The following is a 20,739-nucleotide window of genomic DNA, read 5'->3' on the forward strand; positions in this document are numbered from 1 at the left end:
CGGGATCGGAAGCCGCGGCGGCATGTGCCGCTACCGCACACCGGGATATCGATGCGCCGCCGAGAGTCCCGGCAGTATCGATGATCTCAAGCGGAGGCCGGGGCCGGCGTCGACATCGTCACCCGGTTCTTGACGCTGGGGCGCTCCTGCATCCTCGCATACCATGCTTGGAGGGCATCGCATTCGTCAGGCACCGGCAACGTCACCAGGCCTGCGAAAATCAGACCGCCGATGACGGTGATGTCGGCCATCGAGAAGAACTCGCCGGCCACGAACGGCTGCTTTCTCAGGATGCCGTCGAAGTAACGCATGCCCCTCACCGCCTTGTCGCGTTGGCGCAATCCCCATTCGGGGTTCTGGTAGAGCTCGACATCAGGTCCAAGCCCCGGCGTGGCGTGGTGGAAATACACGCTGACGGCGTCGAGGAGCTCCAACTCGGCACGCTTGCTCATCATGTGGATCATGCCCTTTTCGCGCGCAGTCCTGCCGGTAAGCAGGGGAGCGTCATCAAGCGCGTCCAGGTATTCGGTGATGGCCGTGCATTCGGCAAGGAGGGTGCCGTCGTCGAGTTCGAGCACCGGCAGCGTGCCTGAGTAGTTCTTGGCGAGGAACTCGGGCGTCTTGTGCTCGCCCTTCCACAGATCGACCGTCACGAACTGGACCTGGGATTGCAAGTTCTTCTCTGCCAAGGCGATCCGCACGCGCGCCGGATAGGGGCCGGTCGGCCAATCGTAAATCTTCATTGCGAACTCCTATCTACCTGCCACTTGATAGGCAACCTATAAGATCTTCACATTCCGGCTGTCAATGTCTATCTGTCACTTGGTAGGTTGGCGGCGGTACAGCGAGGCAATGGAATGAGTGTGAATTCCCGAGAGGCAATCCTGGCGGCGGCCCGCAAGACCGCACAGGCGCATGGCTATGCCGGCTTGAATTTCCGCGATCTTGCGGCCGAGGTGGGCATCAAGGCCGCCAGCATCCACTATCACTTCCCGAGCAAGGCCGATCTCGGTGCCGCTGTCGCCAAACGCTATTGGGAGGATGCCGCGGCTGTTCTCGAGTCCATGCTGGCCGAAATTCCAGACCCGGCCCGTTGCTTGGAGCGGTATCCCGATATCTTCCGCAAGGCGCTCGAGAACGACAATCGCATGTGTCTTTGCAGCTTCATGGCTGCCGAGCTCGACGACCTGCCGGACGCGGTGAAGACGGAGGTCCTGACCTTTGCCGACGTGAATGTCATGTGGCTGAGCAGGGTTCTTTCCGCTGCGGGTCTGGCGAGTTCCAACGAGTGCGAAGCGCGAGCCCGCGCCATCTTCGCCGCCGTCGCCGGTGCCCAGCTCGTCGCGAGGAGCCGCTCGGACATTGCGCTCTATGACGCATTGATCGAAAGCTACCGCGGCATCGGCCTCCTGTCGACCTGATCCGGTTCTCCGAACTCCGCCCATATGGGGGCGGGCCGCAGGGGATGCACCGGCCGGTGTCCCACCGGAAGGTCATCGAAGGGCCAGTGGAAGGCCGTCGCGATTCCTATATGGCGATCTGCGTGATCATCGGCGTGTTCACCCCGGCATCGGCGCGGCGGTAGGCGTCGATGGCCTCGGACCATGGTTCGATGGTCAGGCCGCTGCCCATCGCTTCCTGGTGGATGCTCTGCGCGACATAGCCGGCGTTGGGAAGGGCAGTCAGCGGCACCGGTCCGCCAATGACCGGGCTGGCCCCGTCGTCCGCGGAACCGATGGCGAAGCCGCCCGCCGAACCGCTCGCCGACCGTGCCCGTGCAGCCGTCGCATCGGCATCGGCGCGACCGCTGCCCTGGAGGGCGTCGCCGGTCGCCTCGGCTCCCTGGTTGCCGCGCTTGCGCTCGTCGTCGCCGGGGACGCGGCGGATGGGCTGGACCGCCGCGGCATCGCTCGCCAGCATCTGACGCAGCTTCGCCAAGCCCGAATTGGGCATCGCGCTGGTCGGTGCGGGAAGGGCGGCCAGTCCGGACAAGGGGCGGTTACCTCAAGCGGGCGGGGGAGCGCGGAGTAAGGGGCAAGGCGAGAACAGTATCGCGCATTCGGCGATCTTGCACAAACCGTCCTGACTGCGAAACAGGCTACCGGGACAAAGGTTCCGGAATTCTTAAAATATCCCATAAATGTTCTGAAGCTGCGACCTTGGGATGCGGACGGGGGCTCGGCACGACCCGGCATGGCTGTTACAGTGGGATGGTCCGCCTGCGGACCCGCATAACGATGGATGGCGTGCCTACCTTGTCAGCCCGGATCCCCGACCTTCCGAAGGATCGCCCTTCCCCGGTTGACAGGACCGCGCCGGTACCGTTGTCCGGCGACGACCTTGCCGCGTTCGCGCTGGAACAGATGGACCAGGGCGTGATGCTGGTCGATGCCGACCTGACGGTGCGCGTCATCAACGGCCGGCTCTACGAGATGTTCGACGTACCGCGCGGCTACAGGCCCGGCGCCGATTATGCCCGCATCGTCCAGTTGCTCGCCCGCCGCGGCGAATACGGCCCAGGCGATCCCGATGCCATCGCGGCCCGCCAACTGGAGCGGGCGCGCCTTGGCGATCCGGCGCTCTACGAGCATCGCCGCCCCGACGGCCGCGTGCTGGAGGTGCGGACCCGTCGCACCGCCGGCGGCGGCTTCGTCCGAACCTACAGCGACGTCACAGAGCGTCGCCGGGCGGAGGACGATCTTGCGATCCAGCGCCACCTGCTGCGCCTGACGCTGGAGAACATCGGGCAAGGCATCGTCCTGCTCGACCGTGACCTTCGCTACATCGCCTGGAATGGCAACGCGCTCGATCTGCTGGGCGTGCCTGACGAGATCCTGCGCAGCAGCCCTACCCTGCCGGATGTGGTGCGGCTCCAGATCGCCAACGGCATGGTGGAGATGCCGGCCGATGCCCCCGAATTCGGCGACGACCTGGATGCCAAGACCGCCTGGCTGATGGAGCGTATCGGCCGGCCGGAGCGTGAGTTCGTCTATGCCCGGCCCCAGGGCGACGGCCGCCTCATCGAGGTGCGGGTGGTGCAGTTGCCGGACGGCGGGCAGGTGCGGACCTTCACCGACATCACGGGGCGGGTCATCGCCGACGAGGCGCTGCGCCAGGGCCGTGAGATCCTCACCGGGGTGATCGACGCCATCCCGGCGCTGATCGACGTGAAGGATCGCGACGGCACGGTCCGTCTGACCAACCGTTTCTACCGCGAGACCTACGGTCCGGCCGCGGCCCCGCCGCCGGGAGCGGCGGCCGAGCGGGCTGCGGCCCTCGACCGGCTGGTGGCGGAAAGCGGGCAGGGCGTCCCTTTCCACGAGGACCGCGCCCCCGACGCCACCGGATGCCTGCGCGATTGGCTGAGCACCAAGATGCCGCTGACCGACGAGGACGGCGAGGTTACCCACATCGTCACCGTCGCGCTGGACATCACCGCCCGCAAGCGGGCGGAGGCCGAACTGCGCGACGCCCAGGCCAGCCTGATCCAGGCGGAGAAGCTGGCCTCGCTGGCCCAGCTGGTCGCCGGCGTCGCGCATGAGGTGAACACCCCCATCGGCGTCACCCTGACGGCGATCTCCCACCTTGCGGACGAGGTCGGCCGCATCCGCGCCCTGTTCGAGGAGAACCGCATCCGTCGCAGCGATTTCCAGGACTTCCTGGAGGTGGCGTGGGAATCGACGCAAATGATCCTGTCCAACGTGGAGCGTGCCACCGGCCTGATCCAAAGCTTCAAGCAGGTCGCCTCCGATCAGGCGAGCGGTGAACGCCGGTCCTTTGATCTCGCCGCCTATATCGACGAAGTGTTGCTGAGCCTGCGTCCCCGCCTGCGCCACACCCGCGTGACGGTGGAACTGGACATACCCAGCGGTCTGATCGTCGACGGCTATCCCGGCGCCTTCGCGCAAGTGCTGTCGAACCTGATCATCAATGCGCTGGTCCACGCCTATGACGAGGGTGCGAGCGGCCGCATCCTGCTGACCGCCCGCCGGCTGCCGTCGGGCTGGATCGAGATGCGCTATGCCGACGACGGCAAGGGCATTCCGGCCGAAATCCGTTCCCGCATCTTCGACCCCTTCTTCACCACCAAGCGCGCCACGGGGGCCAGCGGGCTGGGCCTGAGCATCTGCGCCAACATCATGACCGGCACCATGCGCGGCAGCATCGCGCTGGAGGATGGCCCCGGGACCGGGACGCGGTTTTTGCTGAGGTTTCCGGTGGGGTAGTGGCTGCGACCAGGCATGCCGGCCGCTCCGTCCCGTGTCAGGACGCTGCATTCCGGGCCATGATGGCTCCGTAGGGAATTCAAGGCGGACCAGTGGGCCGACGGCCGTCACCCGCCGATATACGCAGCCAACTCTTCGGGCGTTCCATTGGGAAAAGCCTGCTTCAGATGGTCGAGGAACGCCGATACCCGGGCACTCAGCAGCCGTCTCGACGGATAGAGCGTCCACAAGGCGATGTCCGGGCTGTCCGCATCAGCCCAATGCACCAGCGTGCCGTCGGCCAAATCGCGGCTTACCAACGACACAGGCAGGCAGGCGGCGCCGACGCCGGCCCGCACGGCATCCCGCACCATGATCAGCGACGACAGCACCAGCACCGGGGTGAAGCCGATCGCCGCCCGGCCGTCCGGCGTCTTCACATTCCAGGACCGCCGGTCGTCCGCCCGATCACCCGCCGTCCGCACCACGGCAGGTGAAGCGAGGTCTCCGGCCGGACGGGCTAGGCCGGGGCTTGCCACGACCACCAGACGGTCACGCAGGAAGGCCCGTCCGACCAGGGTCTCGTCCGGATCGGGGTTGACGCGGATCACCAGATCGAATCCTTCCTCGACCATGTCGACGGCCCGGTCCTCCGTCGTGACTTCGAGCCTGACTTCCGGATACCGCAATGCGAAGCCCGCGGCGATCTTTCCCATCGCGGTCTGGGAGAACAGCAGCGGGGCGCTGATCCGCAACCGGCCGCGCGGCTTTTCTCCGCCAGACGCGATCGCCGCGGCCGTCTCTTCCAGTTCGGAGAGCAGCAGGCCGGTTCGTTCGAATAGGGCCCGGCCTTCCTCGGTCAGCGCCAGCTTGCGCGCTCCCCGTTCGAAAAGGCGCAGATCGAGGCTCGCCTCCAGGTCCGCCACCCGCCGGGACAGGGTCGCCTTCGGGCGCCCCGATGCACGCGCAGCCCGGCCGACCCCTCCATGGCGGGCGACCAGATTGAAATCGGCCAGAGCCAGCAGATCCATTCGTTCCACCTGTGAGACATCGCGTTCAGAAATAGCGTCTATTGGGCCATCAATGGGCCGCGCATAGTCGGGGTGTCAAGAGGTCCACCCCCCACCCGCAGGAGAGCACCATGATCTATTCGACCGCCACCGTCCCGGTGAACCCGCAAGGCGAGACCACGCTCACCCGCGCGCAAGTCTGGGCCGGCCTGGAGCTGAAGGCCAGCGACGCCCGCGAGTTCCTGCCGCCCGGCCTCTGCACCCGCAGCGAGGTCGTGGAGGAAAGCGCCACCCATTTCGTCCGGGAAGCCACGATCGCCGGCGCCGATCTCCGCGAGATCATCTCCCTGGAACCGCAAGGCAAGGTCACCTTCTTTCAGGCCACCGGACCGCGTGAGGGCGCGATCGTCAACGAGCTGTATGAGGACGAAGCCGGTGCGCTGCAGCTCCGCTTCTACTGCTATCTCGGCCTGCGGGGCAGGGTGCCGAACGGCCCGGAAGAACAGGCCGAACAGGCGCAGTTTGACAGCGACAAGGGCTACAAGGCCGCCCTGCTGTCCACGCTGAAGCGTACCCGCGAATTGCTGGCCGCGGGCCGGCTCTGACCGCCACACGAGTGTCCATCAGCCCGCGGGGCGCCTCTTGCGAGGCGCTTCGCCATCGGAGGCCAACACCATGCAGAATTCCGAAACCGGCACCGTCCAGTCCGCTGCTCCCAGGATCCTGGTCCTGGGTGCCACCGGCGGCACCGGCCGCCTGATTGTCGGCCAAGCGCTGGCGCGGGGGTACGATGTCGCCGCTCTGGTGCGGTCCCCTGAAAGGGCGCGCGGCCTTGACGGGGCAAAGCTCATCGCCGGCGACGCCCGCGACGAGCGCGCCCTGCGTCGGGCGCTCGAAGGCCGGGAGGCGGTCATCAGTGCGCTGGGCACACCCGCCAGCCCGGTTCGCGAGGTGACCCTGCTGTCGTCAGCGACGCAGGTGCTGGTGGACGCGATGAAGGCCGAGAGGGTCGCCCGCCTCGTCACCATCACGGGCATCGGCGCCGGAGACAGCGCGGGCCATGGCGGCTTTCTGTTCGACCATGTAATTTTCCCGCTTCTTCTGCGGAAGGTCTATGCCGACAAGAATCGCCAGGAGGCCATCGTCAGGGACAGCGGGCTCGACTGGGTCCTGGTTCGCCCAACGGTGCTCAACGACAAGCCCGCCCGCGGGGCGGTCCGCATGCTCACGGATCTGTCCGGCTTTCACGGTGGCACCATAGCGCGGGCAGATGTCGCAGGCTTCGTCCTCGATCAGGTTCGCGACGGCGCATGGCTCCATCGCTCGCCGCTGATCACCTCGTGAACGGTCGGGGAGCATGCAGGATATCCCGCCTTATCCCGCGATCAGCTCCCGGATCCGGGCCGCCAGCACCTCCATGGCGAAGGGCTTGGTCAGCACCGACATGCCCGGCTCCAGCTGGCCGTTGTTGAGCAGTGCATTCTCGGCGAAACCGGTGATGAACAGCGTCTTCAGCGCCGGACGGCCGACGCGGGCCAGATCCACCATCAGGCGGCCGTTCATGCCGCCGGGCAGGCCGACATCCGTCACCACCAGATCGATGCGCGTGTCCGACTGAAGAATCCGCAGTCCGGCGACACCATCCGCCGCCTCGATCGCCACGTATCCCAGGTCGTTCAGCAAATCCACCACCAGGAAGCGCAGGCTCGGTTCGTCGTCCACCACCAGGACGGTCTCCCCCTCCCGCGCCGGCTGGGTGACCGCGGCCTCGTCCCGGTTCTCGTCCTCCTCCGCCTCGCCGCGGTGGCGGGGCAGATACAGGCAGACCATGGTGCCTTCGCCGACTTCGGAATAGATCTTCACATGCCCGCCGGACTGCTTGGCGAAGCCATAGATCATCGACAGCCCCAGCCCGGTGCCCTGGCCGATGGGCTTGGTGGTGAAGAAGGGGTCGAAGGCCTTCTCGATCACGTCCGGTGTCATGCCGGTGCCGTTGTCCGACACGCAGAGCGAGACATACTGGCCCTCCTGCATGTCCTGCTGCCGCGCCCCCTCGCGGTCGATCCAGCGGTTGCCGGTCTCGATGGTGATCCGCCCGCCCGCCGGCATGGCGTCGCGGGCATTGATGCACAGGTTCAGCAACGCGTTTTCCAACTGCGACGGATCGACCATCGTTGCCCACAGGCCGGACATCCCGACCATCTCGACCTGGATGGCCGGTCCCACCGTGCGCTGGACCAGCTCCAACATCCCGCCGACCAGCCGGTTGACGTTGACCGCCTTCGGCGCCAGCGTCTGCTGGCGGGAAAAGGCGAGAAGCCGGTGCGTCAGCGACGCGGCCCGCCGCACCGCCCCCTGCGCGGCGATGATGAACTTGTCCAGTTCGTTGATGCGCCCCTGGTCGACCCGGGCGGCGATTCGCTCCAGGGCACCGGAGATGCCGGCCAGCAGATTGTTGAAGTCATGCGCCAGCCCGCCGGTCAGCTGTCCGACCGCTTCCATCTTCTGCGACTGGCGCAGCTGCTCCTCGGCCCGCATCAGCTCGGCCGTGCGTTCGGCAACGCGCTGTTCCAGCGTCTCGTTCAGCGCGCGCAGCGCCGTCGTTGCCCGGTCGCGCTCCGCCTCCACGGAGCGGCGCTCCTGGACGTCCAGCAGCACGCCGGGGAAGCTCAACGGCGTGCCGTCCGGCCCATGCTCGACCCGTCCGTTCGCCTCGATCCAGTAGTAGTTTCCGTCCGCCCGCTTCACCCGGTACTGGTGGGCATAGGCTCCGCCGCGGCCGATGGCCTCCTGGACCGCGACGATCAGACCCGGCTTGTCTTCGGGATGGACGTTGCTGATCACCTGCTCCAGGCTGAGCCCGTCGCGGCCCAGCGAGGGATCGAGGCCGAAGGCGTCGGCGAACGGCTTGTCCACCGTGAAGTGGTTGGCGGGGAGGTCCCAGTTCCAGGTGCCGATGATGGCGCCGGCCGCCAGCGCGAGTTGGACCCGCTGGACATTCTTCCGCGCCAGGGCCTCGCTGATGCGCAGGGCTTCTTCCGCCCGGCGTCGGGCGGTGATGTCGCGGAACAGAACGGAGACCTGGCGCCGGCTCGCCGGTTCCAGCCTTGCGGCCGAGACCTCGATGTAGCGTTCGACCAGCGTGAAATAGCGCTCGAAGCGGATCGGCCGGCCGCTTCGCAGCACGCTGCCATACAGGTCGATCCAGGCGTCCGCCTCGGCGGGGTCCAGTTTCCGGACCGTCATGCCGACCACGTCCGGGATGCCGGTCTGACGCTCGTAACCCGCATTGGCCTCGACATGGACATAGTCGACGAGCGAGCCGTCGGCGTCTTCGATGAATTCGATGATGCAGAAGCCGTCGTCGATGGCGTTGAACAAGGCACGATAGCGGTCCTCGCTCCGGTCTGGCTCATCGGACGTCAATCGCTGTTCCGCCACTCAATTCTCTCCCTCATCCGGTCGAACCACGGGTTCCGTCGCCGCCCTGTTCTATCTGCCAGCAGGCGCGTGAGAGCAATTCAACGTAGTAAATATGCGGAAAGGGCAATTTTCGGCGGATTATGTATTAGGGCAGGATCCCATGCAATCGCACAGTCATGGGAAATGCCACTCAAGGACTTCCGATCGTCGTACAGCTGGGTATCCGTTCCGATCGTTCCGCTTGTCAAAACGCAAGGGCGGCCGAAGCCGCCCTTTCCCATCGAAAGTTGTTTTCGCTTTTCTCGCCGGTCCCGTCGGCAGCGGAGGATATGGTCGGGAACTCCCCGTCCTCCGCAGGCTCCTCACGCCGCGCGGATGCCCGCCAGGAAACGCTCGACCTCGACCTTCATCTGCTCCGACTGGCGGGACAGTTCGCCCGCCGCTCCCAGAACCTGGGTCGCGGCGCTGCCGGTCTGGGTGGCGCCCTGGCTGACCTCGGCGATGTTCGCCGTCACCACCTCGGTGCCGCGCGCCGCCTCCTGGACGTTGCGGGCGATCTCCCCGGTGGCGGCGCCCTGTTCCTCGATGGCCGATGCGATCGACGTGGCGATCTCGTTGATCGAGGTGATGGTGCCGCCGATTCCGGTGATGGCGTTGGCGGCCTCGCCGGTCGCCTGCTGCATCGCCTGGATCTGGCCGGAAATCTCCTCCGTCGCCTTGGCTGTCTGGTTGGCGAGGTTCTTCACCTCGCTGGCCACCACGGCGAACCCCTTGCCGGCTTCTCCGGCGCGCGCCGCCTCGATGGTGGCGTTCAGCGCCAGCAGGTTGGTCTGGCTGGCGATGTCGGTGATCAGCTTCACCACGTCGCCGATGCGCTGGGCGGCCTCGACCAGCCCCTGCACCTGCCGGTTGGTGGCCTGTGCCTCGCCGACCGCCTGGCCGGCGATGGCGGTGGAGCGCGAAACCTGCACGCTGATCTCCGAAATCGACGCGGTCAGCTCGTCTGTGGCCGACGCCACCGTCTGCACGTTGACCGAAGCCTGCTCGGCCGCCGCCGCCGTGCTGGCGGCCTGGCTGTTGGTCTGGTCCGCGGTGTGCGTCATGCTCTGCGCGGTGGCGTCCAGTTCGGTGGCGGCGGCGCTGACCGTGCGCAGGATGCCCGACATGCTGCTGTCGAAGCCGGCGACCAGCCTTTCCACCGCGGCGGTGCGCCGTTCCTTCTCCAGGCGCTCCGCCTCCTCGGCCGCCGCCATGCGGGCGCGGTCCAGCGCGTTCTGACGGAAGACTTCGACGGCACGGGCCATGCCGCCGATCTCGTCGCCGCGGTCCTTGCCCGCCACCTCGACCGACAGGTCGCCGTCCGCGAGGTGGGACATGGTTTCGGTGATGCCGGTGATCGGCTTGACGATGCCGGAGCGGGAGACGGCGATGCTGACCACGACCGCCATGCCGATGCCGCCGACGCCGACCACCAGCATGAGCGTGATCATGCGCGCGCTGTAGGCATCGAGCTCGTCGTTCGCCTGCTGGATGCTGTCGATGTTCCGTTGTGCCGCCGCCTCCATGGACTTGCCCAGCGCCGTGCGGCTGGACCGGCTTTCCGGGGTGTCGCCATGCTTCTGCGCCGCCTCCTGGGAGACCTCGACACCGAGGCGGGCGACCTCGTTGCGGATGGCGATGAAGTCGTTGGCGCTGGCGACCATCTTCTGGAAGTCGGCCTTGCGGTCGGGCGTCAGCAGGCGCTCCCATTCCGCCATGCGCTTGCCGATCATGGCGGTCGAGTCGGTGATTCCCTTGCTGAACAGCAGAGCCTCGTCCTTCGACCGGGCGGCATAGAGTCCGCGGCTGTCCATCACCGTCTTGTAGATCAGGCTGCTGACCTGCTCGGCAAGCAGTGCCCGCTGCGAGCGAACCTGAATTTCGTCGATCTTGCCGCCGAAAGTCTGGATCGCGACGAAGCCGATGACGCCGACCACGGACGCGATCACGGTCATCAGGATGACGACGGCGGAGATTTTGCGGCTGATGCTGATGCGGGTTAGCAGGGTGCCCATGGGCCGGCTCATCTTTGGCAGGAGGAATATCCTGACCATCATACATCAGTATGCATATGAGCCTGTCAACCCAAGTTGCGGCGAATTCGGTCGGTATTTACCTTTCTGTACCGGATTCTAGCCGAAAAATTCAGAAGTCTTAAAAGGTTCTGCCGCATTTGGTCACATGGTCCATAAGACGATGACCTCACCGTAATGGACCCGCGGAGCTGTCCGTCGGTCCAACATTAATAGCCTCGACGGCATTGGCTGTGAGACTTGTTCGTGTGCGATTGAGCAGGCGGGCGAGGTGTTGATCGGAGGCGGCATTGACTTGAGTCCTTGCGATCCGATCGATGGCATCTCGATCCACCGGCCATACCGGTCCCGGCCGCCGTGAGCCCGACCGGCGAACCCTTCCCGCGACGGGCGGGAAGGGCGCCGTTGCCGATCCTGCGACAGATCCTCCGACCGGTTACTCCGCCGCCATCGGCCGCACGGCCGGGGGGGTGCGGAAGGCGTCCAGCATCCGGGCTTCCTTGGCCTTCGCCGTCGCCACATTGCGCGCCTTCACCGGTCCGTAGCCGCGCATCTCCATCGGCAGGGCGGCGATCTCGACCGCCGCTGCCAGATTGTCGCGGGTCAGGCGGTTCAGCAATTCGCCCACCACCGCCTCGTAATCTGCGATCAACTGGCGCTCCTGGCGACGCTCGGCGGTGCGGCCGAACGGGTCCAGCCGGGTGCCGCGCAGGCGCTTGCCCTTGGCCAGCAGGCGCAGGACCGGCAGCATCCACGGGCCGAAGGTCTTCTTCTTCGGTTCGGCCCCATCCTCGGCGGCTTCGCCCATCACCGGCGGGGCCATGTGGAAGGTCAGCTTCCAGTCGCCTTCGAACATGCGTTGGACGTTCTCGACGAAGCCGCTGTCGGTATAGAGCCGCGCCACCTCATACTCGTCCTTGTAGGCCATCAGCTTGAAGTGGGCGCGGGCGACCGCCTCGGTCAGCGCGGTGGAGCCGGAGATCTTCTGCTGCTCCGTCCGGCGGGTCCAGTCGACCAGCGCGTGGTAGCGCGCGGCATAGGCGGCGTCCTGGTAATCGACCAGGAAGCGGTGGCGGCGCTCGATCACCTCGTCCAGGCTGGCGGACGGACGGCGCTGGTCGAGCAGCAGCGACTGCGCGGTCTGCGTCGCCTCCTGAGGCTTCGCGGCGGCCTCGACCGCGGCCAGATCGACGGCGGCGCGGCGGCCCCACTGGAAGGCGTCGAGGTTCAGCTTGACCGAGATGCCGTTCAGTTCGATCGCCTTCAGGATCGACGCCTCGCTCAGCGGGATCAGCCCCTTCTGCCAAGCATAGCCCATCAGGAACGGGTTGGCATACAGGCTGTCGCCCAGCAGCGCCGTGGCGAGCTTCGTCGCGTCGAAGGCATCGACATTGGCCTCGCCGCCGCAGGCCTTCCTGATGTCGCCGACGAGGTCGCGCACCGGGATCACCATGTCCGGCTTCTTGATGAAATCGGCGGTGATGCTGTCATGGGTGTTGATGACGGCGCGGGTGCGGCCGGCGGTCATCTTCGACAGGCCGTCGCCCGCCGCCGCGACGATCAGGTCGCAGCCCAGCACCGCGTCGGCGCCGCCGGCGGCGATGCGGACGGAATGGATGTCCTCCGGCGTGTTGGCAATGCGGATATGGCTGGTGACGGCGCCGCCCTTCTGGGCGAGGCCGGTCATGTCGAGCACGCCGACTCCCTTGCCTTCGATATGCGCCGCCATGCCCAGCAGAGCGCCGATGGTGACGACGCCGGTACCGCCGACGCCGGTGACGTAGAGGCTCCAGGTCTTGTCGAAGGCAGGAGTGACCGGGGCGGGCAGGGCGGCCGCGTCGGCCGACTTCGCCGCGGCCGGCTTCGGCTTGCGCAAGGAGCCGCCTTCCACCGTCACGAAGCTGGGGCAGAAGCCCTTGGTGCAGGAATAGTCCTTGTTGCAGCTCGACTGATCGATCTGGCGCTTGCGGCCGAACTCGGTCTCCAGCGGGATCACCGATACGCAGGACGACTTGGCGGAACAGTCGCCGCAGCCCTCGCAGACCAGCTCGTTGATGACCACGCGCTTGGCCGGGTCGACCATCTTGCCGCGCTTGCGGCGGCGGCGTTTCTCGGTGGCGCAGGTCTGGTCGTAGATCAGGACGCTGACGCCGGGAACTTCGCGCATCTCCTTCTGCACGCGGTCGAGGTCGTCGCGGTGCTCGACGGTGGAGAATTGCGGCAGGCCGTTGCCGATGCCGTACTTCTCCGGCTCGTCGCTGACGACGGTGATGCGCTGCACCCCCTCGGCCCGCAGGACATTGGCGATCGACTGCACGGTCAGCGTGCCGTCGAAGGGCTGGCCGCCGGTCATGGCGACCGCGTCGTTGAACAGGATCTTGTAGGTGATGTTCACCTTGGCGGCGATGGCCTGCCGGATCGCCAGGATGCCGGAATGGAAATAGGTGCCGTCGCCGAGGTTGGCGAAGATGTGCTTTTCGTCGGTGAAGGCGGCCTGACCCACCCACGGCACGCCTTCGCCGCCCATCTGGGTGAAGGTGTCGGTCGAGCGGTCGAGCCACGTCGCCATGTAATGGCAGCCGATGCCGCCCAGCGCCCGGCTGCCCTCCGGCACGACGGTCGAGGTGTTGTGCGGGCAGCCGGAGCAGAAGGTCGGCTTGCGCACCACGCGCGCCACATGGGCCTTCTGCTTTTCCTGCGCGTCGAGGAAGGTGATACGGCGGGCGAGGTTTTCGTTCTCGACGAAGCGCTGCAGGCGGCGGCCGATCACCACGGCGATCTGCGCCGGGGTCAGCTCGCCGGCGCTGGGGAGGATCCACTCGCCCTGCTCGTCGAACTTGCCGACCACCTTGGGGCGGACGTCGGGATTCCAGTTGTAGAGCTGTTCCTTCAGCTGGTTCTCGATGACCGCGCGCTTCTCCTCGACGACGACGATCTCTTCCAGACCCTCGGCGAAGTGGCGGACGCCGTCGCGCTCCAGCGGCCAGGGCATGCCGACCTTGTAGACGGTGATGCCCCAGTCGGCGGCCATCTCCTCGGTGATGCCCAACTCGTCGAAGGCCTGGCGGACGTCGAGATAGCTCTTGCCGGTGGTGACGATGCCGAAGCGCGGACGCGGGCTCTCCATCACCACCCGGTCCAGCTTGTTGGCACGCGCGAACGCCAGGGCGGCGTACAGCTTGTGCTTCATCAGCCGGTATTCCTGCTCCAGCGGCGGGTCGGGCCAGCGGATGTTCAGGCCGCCCGGCGGCATCGGGAAGTCGGCGGGGACGATGGGAGAGACGCGGTGGGGGTCGATGTAGACTGACGCCGAGGTGTCCACCGTCTCGGCGATGGTCTTCATGGCGATCCAGCAGCCGGAAAAACGGCTCATCTGCCAGCCGATCAGGCCGTAATCCAGGATCTCCTGCACCCCCGACGGGTTCAGGACCGGAATCATCGAGTGCATGTAGGCGTGTTCGGACTGGTGCGGGAAGGTGGAGGATTTGCAGTTGTGGTCGTCGCCGGTCAGCACCAGCACGCCGCCGTGCTTCGAGGTGCCGGCGGCGTTGGCATGCTTGAACACGTCGCCGGAGCGGTCGACGCCGGGGCCCTTGCCGTACCACATCGCGAAGACGCCGTCATATTTGGCGCCTTTGAACATGCCGACCTGCTGGCTTCCCCAGACGGCGGTGGCGCCCAGTTCCTCGTTCACGCCGGGCTGGAACTGGATGTGGTTCTTTTCCAGGAACTTGCGGGCGTTCCACAGATTCTGGTCGAAGCCGCCCAGCGGCGACCCGCGGTAGCCGGAAATGAAGCAGCCGGTGTTCAGCCCGGCGGCGAGGTCGCGCTGGCGCTGCATCATCGGCAGGCGCACCAGCGCCTGGGTACCGGTGAGGTAAACACGCCCCTGTTCGAGCGCGTATTTGTCTTCCAAGGAGACAGTCGCCAGCGCCATTCTTCATTCCCTCCCATCGCTCGGCATCCTGGCAAACTCCAGTGCGGAGTGCTGGGTCGCCGATTTGTTCGCTGGGCAAAAAGGTAATGAAGGCTGTCGTATATCGCAACGCCTGCGGCCGGCCGGATCGCAAAAAGCAAGGATCGGCCGGCAACCGGCGGTGTTCCGTAACGGAGCGTATGGAATGCCCTGCCTGACGGAAATTCCCGCTCCGTTTCCCTTTCGCCCGGGGCCTCTCCAGACGATATGGGGAGGGACTCAGCGTCCGCTCAGGGGCGATTTGCCCGGAGGGGTCGGGCTGCCGCCTTCCGGCCAGCCACCGAAGTCGGTATGGCCGCGGGCGGCGAGCGTGCGGACGCTGGCGCGCAGCGTGCGGATCAGGCACAGCGCCACCGCCATCGACTGCGTGCCGCCGTCCGATCCCACCAGCCAGCGCAAGGCGGCGGCATGGGCCTGCAGGGCATCGACATAGCCTTCGATGTCCGGCTCCACCCAGGTGACGCAGGTGGACAGCGAAGCGACGATGGAGGACGCGGCGGAATCGCCGGCTGCTGCGATCTGCAGGTCGGACAGGGAATGGCGCAGCCGGCTGCCGATCGGGTCGGGCCGGTCGATGGCCGCCTCCAGCTTGTCGAGCGCCAGAAGCAGGCGCACCCGCTTGGGATCGTCGCTGCGCATCGCGGCGGCCCCGCGGTCGGGCGGGGTGGTCGGTAACAGGCCGGGCACCGGGTTCGCGACGGGTGGGATCGCCGGCGGCAGCTGCGACGCGCCGGCGGCGGGCCGGGGAGCGGCAGGCCGCGGGGCAATCAGGCCGGCCGGCGGCGCCGCGCCCTGATCGCCGGAACGGCCGCCGGGATAACCGGAGGGACGCGGACCGTCGCTGCGGGACTCCCCGCCGCCGGTCGCCGTGCGCGGCGTGCCGTCGCGGCGGTTCAGCACGGCGTCGATGCGGCGGGCCAGCGTGGCGGCCGGAACCGGCTTGGCCAGAACGGAGTCGGCACCGGCATCCCAGGCGCTGCGCACGGTGGCGAGGTCGGCATTGGCGGTCAGCACGATGATCGGCATGCTGGGCCGCAGGCTTCCCGGCGACTGGCGAATCCACTGGACCAGCTGCGCACCGCCCACCGGTTCCATCACCCAGTCGGTCACCATCAGGTCGAAGACCTCGCGCCGCAGGGCATCCTTGGCATCCTGGCCGTTGCCGACGGCGGTGATCTGGCCGACGCCCCACAGTCCAAGCATGTCCTTCAACGCCCGCTGGAGCAGCGGGTTGTCGTCGACGATCAGGATCTTGACGGGGGAGGCAGGGCGCTTCGTCATGGAGCGGTTCCGATGATGCGTCTGTGTCTGTCCCCATATCCGCCTCGACCCGCCGCTTTTCATGGGAGGGGGACGGGTAGGCGCCCAATGAGCCACCCCCTGTACCGTTGGGTGGGCCGGGGTATCCCCACAACCGTTCGAAAGGGTAGCCCTCTCGTCGCGCCACCCCTTTCGATGCGCGGCCGGGACGTCGGAGACCGCAGGTCAGGAAACATCAGAAAATCCTGATGTCTGTGGACGCGCCGATCCTCCGCTCCTATGATTTCCCCCGTCATGCCAGGAGAAAGGGCGAAGCGATGGACGGCGGTTGCGGTGGCGGAGCCTGTGGCGGCGGGTCCTCCCGCCCATCCCGCGGGTCGGACGATGTGAGGCGCACCATGCGGACGGCGATGGTGGTGAACGGGCTGCAGGGCGCCCTGCTGCTCGCCGCGGCCGATGCGACGCAGGCGGTCTCGCTGTGGGCGGCGGCCCTGCTGGTGCTCGACCGTGCCGCCGGCCATGCGGTGACTCTTGCCGGCATGGGCCGGCGGCCGGAGTGGCGCCCTAGGCTGTCGATGCTGCAGGGGGCGGCGCTGGCCGTCGCCGCCGTGGCCCTGGTGGCGGCGGCGGAACGCAGCATCGCCGGCATGGCTCTGCCCGACGTGCCGCTGGCCAGCCTGGCCTTGCTGCTGGCCATCGGCGTGACGGTGGCGGCCGCGACCCTGCTGTTCGCCGGCCGGCGTGGCCGGCTGACCCCGCGGGCGATCTGGCTGTGTACGCGCAGAGACGTGTTGCCGCTCGCTGCCGGGCTGGCCGGGCTGGCGGCGAGCTGGCTTCTGCTGGACGGCGCGCCCGATGCGCTGGTGGGGGCCGGGGTCGCGGCGCTGCTGCTGCCCGCCGCCTGGGGATTGCTGCGTGGTGGGGTTGCGGGGAGCGAGGGGGTGAGGCACCCGTAACGGGCGTTCCCCCTCGCTCGACCTCAGGACCGCTGCCGCAGCCGTTCCAGCAGGGCCTTGGTCGCGAAGCCGTCCGGGATTTCCCCGACCGATGCCTGGAACCGCCGCACCGCGTTGCGCGTGTTGGCCCCGACGATGCCGTCGGCCGCCCCCGGCTCCATGCCCAGCGACGCCAGCCGCTGCTGCAGGTCGATGCGTTCGTCCTTGCTCAGCGCCTGTTCCTCGCGTGGCCAGCTGCCGCGGACGCCGGGCCTGCCGGTCATGCGGTCGGCCAGCATGGCGACGGCCAGCGAATAGCTGGTCGACGGGTTGTAGCGCATGATCGCGCGGAAATTGTCGCGCACCAGGAAGGCCGGCCCGCGATGCCCGGCCAGCACCAGCACCGACGCCGTGCCTTCACCGCCCAACTCGCCGCCGTCGAGGTCGCGCACGCCGAGCCGGCGCCATTCCGACAGCGGCTTGGTGATGCTCAGCTCCGCCTGGTCGTAGGGGAAGCCGTCGGGCAGCCTGACCTCCTGGCCCCAGGGCTCGCTCGGCCGCCAGCCGTTGGCCAGCACGAACTTGGCGGTGGAGGCGAGGACGTCGGGCATGCTGCCCCAGATGTCGCGGTGGCCGTCGCCATCCTCGTCCACCGCGTTGCGCAGGAAGACGGTCGGCATGAACTGGGTCTGGCCCATGGCCCCGGCCCAGGAGCCGGTCATCCGCTCCGGCGCGATGTCGCCGGACTCGAGGATGCGCAATGCCGCCAGCAGCTCCGAGCGGAAATAGGCGGCGCGGCGGCCTTCGAAGGCCAGCGTGGTCAGCGCGTCGATGACCGAGAAGTTGCCGGTCGACTTGCCGAAATCCGATTCCACCCCCCAGAAGGCGACCAGGATCTCCCCTGGCACGCCGGTCCGGCGGGTGATGCGGGAAAGCAACGCCGCGTGTTCCTGCAGCTTCTGCCGGCCGTCCTGGACGCGCTTTTCATTCACGGCGCTGTCCAGATACTGCCACACTTGCCGGGTGAACTCGGGCTGGGACGAATCCAGCTCCACGACGCGTTCGGACAGCTTCACCCGCTGGAAGGCGCGGTCGAAGGTCTGCGGACGGATACCCTGGCTCAACGCCTCGGTACGCAGCGCCGCCAGCCATTCCGGGAAGGAGGCGGGCTGCTGCGCAACCGGTTGGGCCGCGGCGGCGGCGGGCGCCGCGGTGCCGGACACCACCGGGGCGGTGGCGCCGGTGCTCTGGCAGCCGGCCATCAGCAGGGTGGCGAGAAGGAGGCGGGCGGAATGACGGAACGGGACTCGCATGCGCTCGACCGTGATCGGAGGGGGAACCGGGGCGTGACCCTAAGACGCCCGGCAGCAAGGCTCAACCGCCAAATCGGCAAGCCTGGGGTGGAATCCCCTCTTGCGGCAGGTGCGCGCTTGCAGGGCCGGCGGACCGTTCCATATCAGAATCCACCGGAACGCCTTCCCGACTCCCGTCCGGCGGGTCTCCACCCGCCGGCGCCGGCCCCGGCGACGACGGTCCCGGACGGGACTGCCGGGGCGGGGACGACAGCCGGAACACCGCCTTCATCAATCGCGTTGAATTGGAGGCGCTTCGACGAAGAGGCCGCCTTCCGTCACGGAACGCCAAGGGTGCCGCCGCCATGAAAATCGTGATCTTCGGCTTGACCAACGGGTATCGCCATGACGGCGGGCACAGGTCGCGCTGGCGTGCGCTGATCCAGGGGCTGGCGATCCGCGGCCATCGCATCGTCGCGGTGGAGCGGACCGGCCCGGACGGACCGGTGCCCTGGACGATCCCCGGCGGCGACGTGCTGTCCTATTCCGCCTGGGACGACGTCGCGGTGGAGGCGGCGGCGCAGGCCGACGACGCCGGGGTGGCGCTGGTGGTGGCGCAGGGCCCCGACGCCCGCCTCGCCGCCGACCTCGTCCGCAACTCCAGGGCGCCGCGCCGCGCGCTCTACGATCCGGAGGCGGCGGTCAGCCTCACCGCGCTGGAGGCGGGGGAGGCGGTGGCCCATCTGCCGGCCGACGGGCTCGGCGGCTTCGACATGGTGCTCGCCTCCTGCGGCGGGCCGGCTCTGGACCGGTACCGGGCGAAGGCCGGCGCGGAGTCGGTGGTCCCGCTCTATCCCTGGATCGTGCCGGAGGCCGACAAGCCCGGCGATTTCAAGCGCGAGTATCTCGGCGACCTCTGCTGCATCGTCGGCGGACCGGACGGCATCCGCGAGGGGCTGGACCGCTTCTTCCTCGACCCGGCCCAGCGGCTGACCCGCCGGCGCTTCGTCCTGGTCGGCGCCGAGCTGCCGGACGGCGTGCCGCGGGCCTCCAACATCCTGAGCTTTCCCGACCTCGACCCGGCGCGGCATGCCGATGTGCTGGCCTCGGCCAGCCTGGCGCTGACGCTGGCCCGCGACGACGAGCGCAGGATCGGCTGGTGCCCGTCGGACCGGATGTTCCTGGCCGCCGCCTGCGGCGCGGCCATCGTCGCCGACCAGTGGGAGGGGCTGGACAGCTTCTTCGAACCCGGCCGGGAGATCCTGGTGGCCGCCCAGACCGACGACGTCACCACGGCGATGATGCTGCCGCGCAACCACCTGACCGACCTCGGCCGCCGGGCGCGCAAGCGGGTCCTGGCCGAACACAGCGCCGAACGCCGCGTGCAGGAGTTGCGGGGCTTCCTGGAATTGAGGGGCGGCGGCGACGACTGACCTTTCCCACGCGACGGAGATGCGCAAAGGCGGGGAGCGGGCTATGGTCCGGTCCCCGTTTTCATTTGTTGCAGTCGAGGGAGCCAGCCGCCGATGCCGACCGTCACCATCCGCCCCGCCGTCGAGGAGGATTGCACCACCATCCTGCGCTTCGTCCGCGAGCTTGCCGAGTTCGAGCGCGAAGCCGATGCGGTCAAGGCGACCGAGGAGGATTTCCGCCGCGACGGCTGGGGAGAGCAGCCGGTGTTCGAGGCGATGATTGCCGAACTGGACGGCGCGCCGGTCGGGTTCGCCTTGACCTTCCGCAACTTTTCCACCTGGGAGGGGCGGCCCGGCCTGTATGTCGAGGATCTCTACGTCACGCCGGATGCGCGGCGCTACGGCGTCGGCCGCAAACTGCTGGCCGCGGTGGCACAGCGCGCGGTTGAGCGCGGCTACCGCCGTGTCGATCTGAGCGTGCTGGACTGGAACCCGGCGCGCGGATTCTACGACCGGGTGGGATTCCACCAGAAGAAGGAGTGGCTACCCTACCGCCTGACCGGCGACGCGCTGCTGGAGCTTGCGGCGTCGGCGGCGGAGGCTGCGGCCGGGAAGGAGTAAGAAACGGGGTCAGACGGCGCGGTTCAACGCGGACGCGCCGATGATCTCAGCATAGTCGGCGCGCTCGGTGCGCAGGTTCGACAGAAGATCGATCAGGCTGTCGCGGACGAAAGCGTCGTCCTGCTCGCCGATGGTGTCTTGCGTCAGCTGGATGAACTGATCGAGAAGCGCGATATGGGCCACCGAGGATGCGTTGATCTTCTTCGAGTTGACGGCGCCGATCATGTAAATCTCCCTTGGCCTGAACGTTCCCGATGGCCTTATCAAGCCATCGGGCCAGTTAAAGACTTCCTAACAAGACTATGCAGCAGGTAATATCTTCGGGGGTACTTCCGACCTAAGGTCACATCGTCTTCGACGATCCCGAAGTGTTAACCCGAACGTCTGGGACGGTATTCCAGTGCCTGCTGCAATCGATCGCTGTTGGATGCCCTGGCGGGTGCCATGCCCCAATGACAACGCACACCGCTATGTCAGGTTTCTCAGAGCGCCCGAGATAATTGGTGGGGGTGACTACCGAAGGGTGCAGTCCC

General features: G+C 67.6%; 16 protein-coding genes. 7 read left to right on the forward strand and 9 right to left on the reverse strand.

The window, feature by feature from the left end:
* Window positions 1-86: 86 nt before the first annotated feature.
* Window positions 87-743, reverse strand: a complete 657-nt coding sequence (locus tag JHL17_RS04310) for a glutathione S-transferase (RefSeq protein WP_200190822.1) — start codon at window positions 741-743, stop codon at window positions 87-89.
* Between the two features lie 114 nt (window positions 744-857).
* On the opposite strand from JHL17_RS04310, the gene JHL17_RS04315 reads away from it, so the two are divergent.
* Window positions 858-1,421 carry a TetR/AcrR family transcriptional regulator gene (locus JHL17_RS04315; RefSeq protein WP_200190823.1) on the forward strand — a complete coding sequence of 188 codons (564 nt, stop codon included), beginning with the start codon at window positions 858-860 and terminating at the stop codon, window positions 1,419-1,421.
* A gap of 106 nt (window positions 1,422-1,527) precedes the next feature.
* On the opposite strand, the gene JHL17_RS04320 is transcribed toward JHL17_RS04315, so the two are convergent.
* Entirely contained in the window at window positions 1,528-1,992 is a 465-nt protein-coding gene (locus tag JHL17_RS04320) for a hypothetical protein (protein WP_247893303.1), read from the reverse strand.
* Between the two features lie 332 nt (window positions 1,993-2,324).
* On the opposite strand from JHL17_RS04320, the gene JHL17_RS04325 reads away from it, so the two are divergent.
* Window positions 2,325-4,226 carry a PAS-domain containing protein gene (locus JHL17_RS04325; RefSeq protein WP_247893304.1) on the forward strand — a complete coding sequence of 634 codons (1,902 nt, stop codon included), beginning with the start codon at window positions 2,325-2,327 and terminating at the stop codon, window positions 4,224-4,226.
* Window positions 4,227-4,333: 107 nt separating this feature from the next.
* Here JHL17_RS04325 and JHL17_RS04330 read toward each other — a convergent pair whose 3' ends face one another.
* Entirely contained in the window at window positions 4,334-5,236 is a 903-nt protein-coding gene (locus JHL17_RS04330; RefSeq protein WP_200190825.1) for a LysR family transcriptional regulator, read from the reverse strand.
* A 110-nt stretch (window positions 5,237-5,346) separates the two neighbouring features.
* Here JHL17_RS04330 and JHL17_RS04335 point away from each other — a divergent pair, with 110 nt between their 5' ends.
* On the forward strand, window positions 5,347-5,820 hold the full coding sequence (locus JHL17_RS04335) for an SRPBCC family protein (RefSeq protein WP_200190826.1): 474 nt from the start codon (window positions 5,347-5,349) through the stop codon (window positions 5,818-5,820).
* Window positions 5,821-5,890: 70 nt separating this feature from the next.
* Window positions 5,891-6,559, forward strand: coding sequence for an NAD(P)-dependent oxidoreductase (locus JHL17_RS04340; protein ID WP_200190827.1), 669 nt, complete (start codon window positions 5,891-5,893; stop codon window positions 6,557-6,559).
* A gap of 30 nt (window positions 6,560-6,589) precedes the next feature.
* On the opposite strand, the gene JHL17_RS04345 is transcribed toward JHL17_RS04340, so the two are convergent.
* The 4 genes from JHL17_RS04345 to JHL17_RS04360 all read right to left on the reverse strand — a co-directional run bounded on the left by JHL17_RS04345 (window position 6,590) and on the right by JHL17_RS04360 (window position 15,967).
* Window positions 6,590-8,641, reverse strand: coding sequence for an ATP-binding protein (locus tag JHL17_RS04345; protein WP_211113310.1), 2,052 nt, complete (start codon window positions 8,639-8,641; stop codon window positions 6,590-6,592).
* 359 nt (window positions 8,642-9,000) lie between these two features.
* Window positions 9,001-10,692, reverse strand: coding sequence for a methyl-accepting chemotaxis protein (locus tag JHL17_RS04350; protein WP_200190829.1), 1,692 nt, complete (start codon window positions 10,690-10,692; stop codon window positions 9,001-9,003).
* A gap of 454 nt (window positions 10,693-11,146) precedes the next feature.
* On the reverse strand, window positions 11,147-14,647 hold the full coding sequence (locus JHL17_RS04355) for an indolepyruvate ferredoxin oxidoreductase family protein (protein ID WP_200190830.1): 3,501 nt from the start codon (window positions 14,645-14,647) through the stop codon (window positions 11,147-11,149).
* Window positions 14,648-14,905: 258 nt separating this feature from the next.
* A complete protein-coding gene (locus JHL17_RS04360) occupies window positions 14,906-15,967 on the reverse strand; it encodes a response regulator (RefSeq protein WP_200190831.1) in 1,062 nt (353 codons plus the stop codon).
* Between the two features lie 377 nt (window positions 15,968-16,344).
* On the opposite strand from JHL17_RS04360, the gene JHL17_RS04365 reads away from it, so the two are divergent.
* Window positions 16,345-16,902, forward strand: a complete 558-nt coding sequence (locus JHL17_RS04365) for a hypothetical protein (protein ID WP_247893305.1) — start codon at window positions 16,345-16,347, stop codon at window positions 16,900-16,902.
* A gap of 23 nt (window positions 16,903-16,925) precedes the next feature.
* Here the strand turns inward: JHL17_RS04365 and JHL17_RS04370 are convergent, their stop codons facing one another.
* Window positions 16,926-18,194, reverse strand: a complete 1,269-nt coding sequence (locus JHL17_RS04370; RefSeq protein ID WP_200190832.1) for a lytic murein transglycosylase — start codon at window positions 18,192-18,194, stop codon at window positions 16,926-16,928.
* 344 nt (window positions 18,195-18,538) lie between these two features.
* Here JHL17_RS04370 and JHL17_RS04375 point away from each other — a divergent pair, with 344 nt between their 5' ends.
* Both JHL17_RS04375 and JHL17_RS04380 read left to right on the forward strand, forming a co-directional pair.
* Window positions 18,539-19,606 (forward strand): glycosyltransferase family protein, encoded by a 1,068-nt coding sequence (locus JHL17_RS04375; protein WP_200190833.1) that lies wholly within the window; start codon window positions 18,539-18,541, stop codon window positions 19,604-19,606.
* Window positions 19,607-19,699: 93 nt separating this feature from the next.
* Window positions 19,700-20,206 carry a GNAT family N-acetyltransferase gene (locus JHL17_RS04380; protein ID WP_200190834.1) on the forward strand — a complete coding sequence of 169 codons (507 nt, stop codon included), beginning with the start codon at window positions 19,700-19,702 and terminating at the stop codon, window positions 20,204-20,206.
* Window positions 20,207-20,215: 9 nt separating this feature from the next.
* Here the strand turns inward: JHL17_RS04380 and JHL17_RS04385 are convergent, their stop codons facing one another.
* Window positions 20,216-20,431: a hypothetical protein gene (locus JHL17_RS04385; protein ID WP_200190835.1), complete on the reverse strand. Its 216-nt coding sequence runs from the start codon at window positions 20,429-20,431 to the stop codon at window positions 20,216-20,218.
* Between the last annotated feature and the right edge of the window lie 308 nt (window positions 20,432-20,739).

The organism is Azospirillum endophyticum (genome assembly GCF_016595245.1).
In the GTDB taxonomy this organism is placed as follows: domain Bacteria; phylum Pseudomonadota; class Alphaproteobacteria; order Azospirillales; family Azospirillaceae; genus Azospirillum; species Azospirillum endophyticum.